At 31.8% G+C, this 7,064-nt stretch carries 6 protein-coding genes; 1 reads left to right on the top strand and 5 read right to left on the bottom strand.

The window, feature by feature from the left end; all coding sequences use genetic code 11:
• Positions 1–353: 353 nt before the first annotated feature.
• From QJ521_RS04850 to fusA, 4 genes are all read right to left on the bottom strand, one after another.
• Positions 354–1,427: a leucine-rich repeat domain-containing protein gene (locus QJ521_RS04850; RefSeq protein WP_282839308.1), complete on the bottom strand. Its 1,074-nt coding sequence runs from the start codon at positions 1,425–1,427 to the stop codon at positions 354–356.
• An 18-nt stretch (positions 1,428–1,445) separates the two neighbouring features.
• The gene (locus tag QJ521_RS04845; protein WP_282839307.1) at positions 1,446–2,000 is read right to left on the bottom strand and encodes a hypothetical protein; all 555 of its coding nucleotides are present in this window, start codon (positions 1,998–2,000) and stop codon (positions 1,446–1,448) included.
• Positions 2,001–2,210: 210 nt separating this feature from the next.
• Positions 2,211–2,762: a ribosome hibernation-promoting factor, HPF/YfiA family gene (hpf, locus tag QJ521_RS04840; RefSeq protein WP_282839306.1), complete on the bottom strand. Its 552-nt coding sequence runs from the start codon at positions 2,760–2,762 to the stop codon at positions 2,211–2,213.
• Between the two features lie 417 nt (positions 2,763–3,179).
• Positions 3,180–5,237, bottom strand: a complete 2,058-nt coding sequence (fusA, locus tag QJ521_RS04835; RefSeq protein WP_282839305.1) for an elongation factor G — start codon at positions 5,235–5,237, stop codon at positions 3,180–3,182.
• 136 nt (positions 5,238–5,373) lie between these two features.
• Between fusA and yidD the strand changes: the two genes are divergently transcribed.
• Positions 5,374–5,607 carry a membrane protein insertion efficiency factor YidD gene (gene yidD, locus QJ521_RS04830; protein WP_282839304.1) on the top strand — a complete coding sequence of 78 codons (234 nt, stop codon included), beginning with the start codon at positions 5,374–5,376 and terminating at the stop codon, positions 5,605–5,607.
• Between the two features lie 364 nt (positions 5,608–5,971).
• On the opposite strand, the gene QJ521_RS04825 is transcribed toward yidD, so the two are convergent.
• On the bottom strand, positions 5,972–6,970 hold the full coding sequence (locus QJ521_RS04825; RefSeq protein ID WP_282839303.1) for a Fic family protein: 999 nt from the start codon (positions 6,968–6,970) through the stop codon (positions 5,972–5,974).
• Positions 6,971–7,064 lie beyond the last annotated feature (94 nt).

Below are 7,064 nucleotides of genomic sequence, written 5' to 3'. Positions count from 1 at the left end.
TATCGTTTTTTTTTATTTTACCACACTTCATCGTATCAAATCAATCACACAAATCAATTACCTTATATTGATCATATCACTTAACTGTAAGTACGCTAGTCACAGATGGTATAAAGACTATGATTTACTATTTGAGTTTAAGAATGTAATAAGGTCATTATTTTACCATTATATGGTTTTTTGCAATGACTAAAAAAAGGAAGCTTCTGCTTCCTTATAAAGGTTGAGTCTCAATGATTGCATAATCTCCATCATCTCTTCTATAAACTACACTTATTTTTATTATCTCAAAACAAACTTTATTCTATTATTAAGTGTTACCTTTGTTATTCTTCAAAGTACTTATAAAAATCTTATGGAATAAAAATTATTTCTATTTCTTTAGATATATGATCTTCTGCAAACTCCATAGAATCTAGTATAGCTTGTCTAAGTCTAGAGGCTTGTTCTTCATTTTCTGGAAGGTAAATCGTTAATGTGTCAATCAATGTATCTCTATAATTATCAAAAATAAAATATGAAGAAAATTGTTCGTGAGCATCGCCTTGTAATATATAACTATTAAATGTTAACGTATGTATATCATTATAATTAGGAAAGGCATTATTGCTGTTGTCAAAAACATATCTTCCGATCTTTTCAATTGTTGAAGGAAATACGACAGATGTTAATGCATTTTCATAGAAAGCAAGTGCACCAACTTCACTTAATCCTTCTGGTAGAACTAGATTTCCTGTGAATCTACATTTAACAAATGCAGCGACTCCGATGACTTCTAAATAACTAGGTAAATGAATGATAGTATCACTATTAAAGGAAAAAGCTGCATATTTTATTTCTATAAGGCTTTCTGGAAGAAAAATCTCCTTAAAATCAGTTTTAGACATTGCTCTAGGTCCAATATACTCGAAATTATCTGGCAAAACAAATATAGAGTCAGCTTCCTTTGCAATCTCAACATAAAGAAGTTCTTTTTCATCTTTTGTTACAATAGTTTTGTGTCCAGATATTTCCATTTGTTTTAGGTAATTATGGTTTTCCTTTAACACGACTTGAACTTCGTTTATTTCTAGAGCTTGTCCAAAGTATTTCAGGTTGACTGGAACAGTAAAATATTTAATATTTGTACCTATAAAAGCATCTTTACCAATAGATGTGATGGTATCTGGAAGTGCAACACTTTCAATATTGTCTAAATTTAAGAATGCCTCATCAGCTATCGAAATTACAGGTAAATCGTTATGTATACTTGATATAACGATATCCTTTGAATCTCCTGTGTATCCTGTTACTATGTAAGCAATTTCGGTATCATTGAGTTCAAAAACAGTGCCTGGAGTTGATATTAACTCCGATTTAGGCTTGCAAGCATACACTGAAAATACTAAAAGCACTAATAGGAAAATAGATATACCACTTCTTTTCATACATTTTCACCACTTTCCTTAAAAGGTAACAGCAATGTATATTGTTTCGCTGTCATATTGATCGAATATTTTACCTTCGTCATCGATAAGCATTTTCCACACAACTTCATCAGGTGTATATGCTGATGAGCAAAATAATTCTGAAGGATTTTTGGAAGGTTTATGTACCCATCTTCCATTTGAATGTTTTACAACAAAATGATAATCTTTCAATGATGGAATTTCAGAATTAATTCCTAACCTCATTGCGATTATCACCTCATTACTACTAGTGTTATCATTTGGGCTAGACAATAATCTATAACCAATACCTAAAAAATTCAAGTCTGCTGTCACATTAGAATATAATTGCTCTAGTGTCGTTATTTGTTGCTGAGTTGAAAAGTGATCAGGACTAACAAATAAATCAAGTCTAAATGCATAACCATAACAATTAACTGATTTTCTTGTATCAGACACAAACCAATCACCAAAATAAACTTCTATTGATGGTTGATAAGTACTACTGGAATAATTACTCGCATAAAATCTTGTAGAATATCTGACTAGAGGTTGCGTGGGATATAATCTCATAGTGAGATCTTTTTTTAATGTATTATATTTGTAGATTTCATTATCAATGTTAAACTCATAGTGCAAACCAGAACCTGATAAAACATCTATATTTTCAAGTTTATTGATGATGTTTCCCCCATCGAATCAATCTTTATTTACATTATATATGATTTTTTTTTTTTTACAACCTATGATAACAACTTTTAAAAAAAGGAAGCTTTCGCTTCCTTATAAAGGTTGAGTTTCAATGATCGCATAATCCCCATCATCTCTTCTATAAACTACATTTGTTTTAGATGATTCTTTATCTAAAAACACATAGAAATCATGTCCTGATAATTCCATTGCTGCGATAGCTTCTTCTGATGACATTGGTTTCAAATCAACTTTTTTACTTTTAACTAGCTGACTTGCTAGAATATCTTTTTCTAATGATTCTGCGTCAAATTCATGGCTATAAGCTTGTTTGATGCCTTCCTTTTCAAGGTTTTTCTTTAACTTATCCTTGTGTTTCCTTATTTGAGCAACGAGTTTATCATTTGCTTTATCGATTGCTGCATACATATCCATATCTGAGACTTCAGCTCTTAAGACTTGTCCTTTTGCAGGAATCGTTACTTCGATCTTGTGGTGGTCCTTATACACCTTGCATACCACCCGTACTTCTGAAATCACCTCTGGGCCGAAAAAGGATACGACCTTGCTAAATCTTTTTTCTGCATAATCTTTGATTGCCTTTGTTGGAACAAAACCATTTTTACCTAGTACTTCGAATTTCATAGTTTTTCTCCTTTTTTTTTATATTATCATAAAGCGTGACTAAATAGATATCGCCAAGCCTTAGAGAATCCAATATTTCGTATAATTGATCGCTTAAGATATCAAAGTAGAGAATAATCTGATGTTTATGATGTTTTAAATAATGGATGTAATAAATCTTTAAAAATGACATGTAAGATATCGGAGATACATCTCTATTTTTTGATATCAAATAATAGTGATTCATCATCCCATGGTCAATTGGAATCGTTTGATATCCAGATAACAGGGGATACTTTTGAAAACATCTTTCACAAATGTGATGCTTTTCAGTTTGAAAGATATTGAAAATATTTAATTGTGTTCTTATTTTTTTCTTACACACCTCACAAAGCATAACAAGCCCTCCTAATTGATATTAGAGGGGCTTGTGTCAGTTTACTTTTTATAAGCTTCTACGATTTTATCAATTAAGTTGTTCGGAACTTCTTCATATCTTAAGAATTCACGTGTGAACACACCACTACCTTGAGTCATAGCTTTTAGGTCAATCGCATATTTAACAATCTCTGCTTCTGGAACTTCAGCAATCACGACTTGATATCCTTCGGTTTGATTCATACCAAGAACGCGTCCGCGTCTTTTATTCATGTCACCCATAACATCTCCAACGAATTGATCTTTAACAGTGACTTCAACTTTAACGATAGGCTCTAAGATTGTTGGTTGACAAGTTTTTACAGCATCTTTAAATGCTAATGAAGCAGCAAGTTTAAATGAAATTTCATTTGAATCAACAGGATGGTATGAACCATCATATAACGTAGCTTTAACATTAATTACAGGGAATCCTGCTAGAGGACCTGCTTCAAATGTTTCTATTAAGCCTTTTTCAACTGCAGGGAAGTAGTTTCTAGGAACTGCTCCACCAAATACATCTTCTGAAAATTCAAATAGTTCTTTGGTTGGTTCAAATTTAATCCATACATGTCCGAATTGTCCAGCTCCACCAGATTGTTTCTTATGTTTACCTTCTGCTTGAACAGACTTTTTGATTGTTTCACGGTAGACGATTTTTTGTTCTTCAACATCAACGTCTACTTTAAACATATTTTTCATTCTTTCTAAAACGTAGTTTAAGTGTGTCATCCCTTGCCCACCTAAAAGGAGTTGAGATGTTTCTTTATTACGTTTAATTTCGAATGTTGGATCTTCTTGATTAATACGATGAAGTGCCATCGAGATTTTATCTTCATCATTTTTGTTTTTTGGATGAACTGCTATATAGATTACTGATGTTGGAATTGGAACTGGTTCATAGACAATTGGACTCTTAGGGTCTGCAAGTGTATCTCCTGTTTCAATACCATCTAATTTAGCAACAGCTGCCATATCGCCAGCATGGAATGTTGTACATTCTATTTGTGTTCTACCACGAGGTGCAAATATATTGGTTATTTTTTTATTGTCGCCTTTATTAGAAATAACAACTTCTTGTCCAAGTTTTAAAATACCTGAGTTAATTTTTAATATATTAACTGCACCCAAGAAAGGGTCAACTGTTGTCTTGAAGACATATGCTGAAAATGGTTCATCATCAGTCGTACGTCTGATGATTTCTGCACCAGTTTTTGCATCTTTACCTTTGAGTGGTGTTAATTCGTTTGGTGCTGGTAAATAATCAATTAACATATTGAGTAAAGTTCTAACACCAATTGTTTTTGTTGCACTACCTACGAGGACTGGTGTTAATTCCCCATCAATAATTCCTAGGCGAAGTGCATCTTTAACTTTTTGTTCAGGAATTTCTTCTCCTGATAAATATAAATCTAATAATTCTTCTGATGTTTCAGCAACACTTTCTAAAATCATGTTGTGAAGCTCATCAACTTTAGGTTTCTTCTCGTCCCATATTTCAGCATCGTGACTTTCAACACCATCGAAGATTCTTGCTTTCATTTCGATGACATTAACGAAACCTTCAAAGTTTTCATCATGTCCGATTGGCCAACAGAATGGAACTGCTTTTTTACCTAGTTTTTCACGGATATCATCAAGTACTTTTTCGAACTTGACATTTTCTTTATCCATTTTGTTTACAAAAATCATTGCAGGAATATGACGTTTTCTTATTTCTTGCCAAATACGTTCAGTTCCTACTTCCACACCTTTAGTTGCATCTATTAAGATGATTGCACCTTTTACAACTTCTAATGCTTGTGTAATATCTCCTACAAATTCATCACTACCAGGAACATCTATAAAGTTTAATTTATAGTTCTCCCATTCAACTGGTAAAACGCTGAGTGAAAGACTTGATTGTTTAATTTGTTCCTCAACTAGATAGTCGGAAACAGTATTTTTTCTTTCAACTTCTCCCTTTTTATCAATTGCTTTACTTGCGAAGAGCAATGCTTCAGAAATACTGGTTTTGCCTGATCCTTGGTGTCCTAAAACAGCAATGTTGCGTATCTCCTTGGTGGTATACTCTTTCATGCTTAACCTCCTGTAATCGTTTTCACATTCTATATAAATATTATAGCACATTTTTATGTGCAACAAATCGTTTTAATTAGAAAATATGAAATTTAACATAAGTCTTAAAAAATGCTATAATAAAGACGGTGAAAAGATGAAAAAATTAGCAATTCGATTGATCGAATGGTATCAAAGAGAGATTTCTCCAAATAGTAATCATAAGTGCAGATATACACCAACATGTTCTGCATATGCAAAAGAATGTTATGTGAGGTTTAACTTTTTTAAAGCTTCTTTTTTAACAATGAAAAGAATTTTGAAATGTAATCCTTTGTTTAAACCTAAATATGACCCAGTTCCAGAAAAGAAAACTAAGAAACTAAAATAAGCAGTAGAATATAAAGTAATAAAATAATTTTAGCTATGATAACTGTATGTCACTCTGGAAGTCAGGGTGATTTTTTTCGTATTGTTAAAGTTTTTAAGTATTCATTTCAAGTTAATTACATTGATGAAAATACGCATAAATCACTTCTAAATAATATGCAATTTCCTTCATGGATAGATATAATCAATCAATTGATGGTATTAGATAAATGAAAGACGAGTTGTAGGAACTAATAAAATGACCCCATATTAACATAAAATGGGGTTTACGATATTAAGATGTCCTCCAGACATTCTCGTTTTTTTAGTGACTATCAGTCTAGACTGATATGAATATCTTTATTTCATATATAGTTTTAGTGAGACTATATCAACTTTATATACTTTTTTATATACCTTTGATTTCTACTCATTGGTTTTTCGGGAATGGTCATTTCAATCATACTTGATTGTAACAGTGGATCTAAATAATTCTTTTTAAAAGATGCTCTAGATTTTATACCTACCCTATCCATAAGCTCTATAGTAGTATATGGAATACCTTCCTCTAAAACAGTAAGCAACTTCTTCGCTTGAATGGATAAACTGCCTGTTTCTATATTTGATTGCTTTAGGGTATCATTCATCGTTTCTATAATAGCATCCAACATAAACTCAATAAATACTGTGGATGCACCTTCTTTATTCGATTTCGATATTGCATCATAATATGCTTTTTGTTTTTGTTTAATGATGGATTCAACAGGCAAATAGTAAAAGAGTTCTTCTTCATTAGCAAGCAAGCACGTTTGAAAAAGTCTGCCCATTCTACCATTACCATCACTAAAAGGATGTATAAATTCAAACTCATAATGAAATACACATGACTTGATGAGTATATTCTCGTCATAATGATTCAAGTAATCATAGAGATTATTCATTAAAGCTGGTACTCTATCTGCAGATGGTGCCATAAAGATTACTTTTTCATCATTAAACACACCAACTTGTCCTTTTCGATATGAACCTGCATCAAAGACGAGGGAGGTCATAAGTATTTTATGGTACTTAAGTAGGTCTTTTTGAGCGTATGGATTAATATCCTGTAAGTTTTCATAAACATTGATTGCGTTTTGAACTTCTAATATATCTTTTTGTGGTCCGATGACAAGCTTACCATTAATCAAATCTTTGACTTGAGACTCTGATAATTGATTATTTTCAATGGCAAGAGATGAATGAATAGATTTTATTTGGTTTTTTCTTCTTAATAAGGGCTGGCTACTCAAATTATTCATACTAGAAAACTTACCAATCATTTTCATGATGGCAGCAACTCTATTAAGTATCGATGAATTTATTTCATAAGGTGGTTTATAGGACATATATCATCAACTCCTCTTATGTATATTATACCATGAAGTAGTTTATCTTGTATGTTTTCTTATATGTTTTCTTGTATGTTATGTCCATACATAA

Source organism: Peloplasma aerotolerans, from assembly GCF_030012175.1.
Taxonomy (GTDB): domain Bacteria; phylum Bacillota_I; class Bacilli_A; order Acholeplasmatales; family Acholeplasmataceae; genus Peloplasma; species Peloplasma aerotolerans.
Note: the sequence above shows the minus strand (reverse complement) of the source record. Positions and strands in the feature narration are given on the sequence as shown.